The following is a 714-nucleotide window of genomic DNA, read 5'->3' on the forward strand; positions in this document are numbered from 1 at the left end:
TGATGTTCAGTTCGTGGCTGCCTTTGATGTTGATGATAAGAAGGTGGGTAAGGATCTCTCTGAGGCGATCCTGGCCAGTGAGAACAACACCATCCAGATCGCTGAGGTTCCTTATACCAGTGTGGATGTCCAGCGCGGACCCACGCTGGACGGTCTGGGTGACTACTACCGGGACACCATCAGTGAGTCGGCCTTTGATCCGGTGGATGTGGTGGCTGCTTTGAAAGAGGCCGCCGCTGAGGTGGTGGTCTGTTATCTACCGGTGGGTTCTGAGCAGGCTGCGAAGTTCTACGCCCAGGCGGCTATCGATGCCGGGTGTGCCTTTGTCAACGCGTTGCCGGTGTTCATCGCTAGCACCCAGGAGTGGGCGGATAAGTTCACTGCTGCGGGGTTGCCGATTGTTGGTGATGACATCAAGTCCCAGGTGGGAGCGACCATCACCCACCGGGAGCTGGCGCATCTGCTGGAGGACCGTGGGGTGCATCTGGATCGGACCTATCAGCTGAACTTCGGTGGGAATATGGACTTCATGAATATGCTCCAGCGTGACCGGCTGGAGTCGAAGAAGATCTCCAAGACCCAGGCGGTGACCTCTAATACCACTGCGAAGCTCGCTGACCGGGATGTGCATATCGGTCCTAGTGATTATGTGCCCTGGCTCGATGACCGTAAATGGGCTTATATCCGCCTGGAGGGCCGGAACTTCGGTGATGC

1 protein-coding gene is annotated in these 714 nt (G+C 57.1%); it reads left to right on the plus strand.

From position 1 onward, the window contains the following. A partial coding sequence (locus F0311_RS12830) for an inositol-3-phosphate synthase (protein ID WP_150462343.1) occupies window positions 1-714 on the plus strand: 714 nt, incomplete at both ends.

It is taken from the genome of Nesterenkonia ebinurensis (assembly GCF_008711175.1).
In the GTDB taxonomy this organism is placed as follows: Bacteria; Actinomycetota; Actinomycetes; order Actinomycetales; family Micrococcaceae; genus Nesterenkonia; species Nesterenkonia ebinurensis.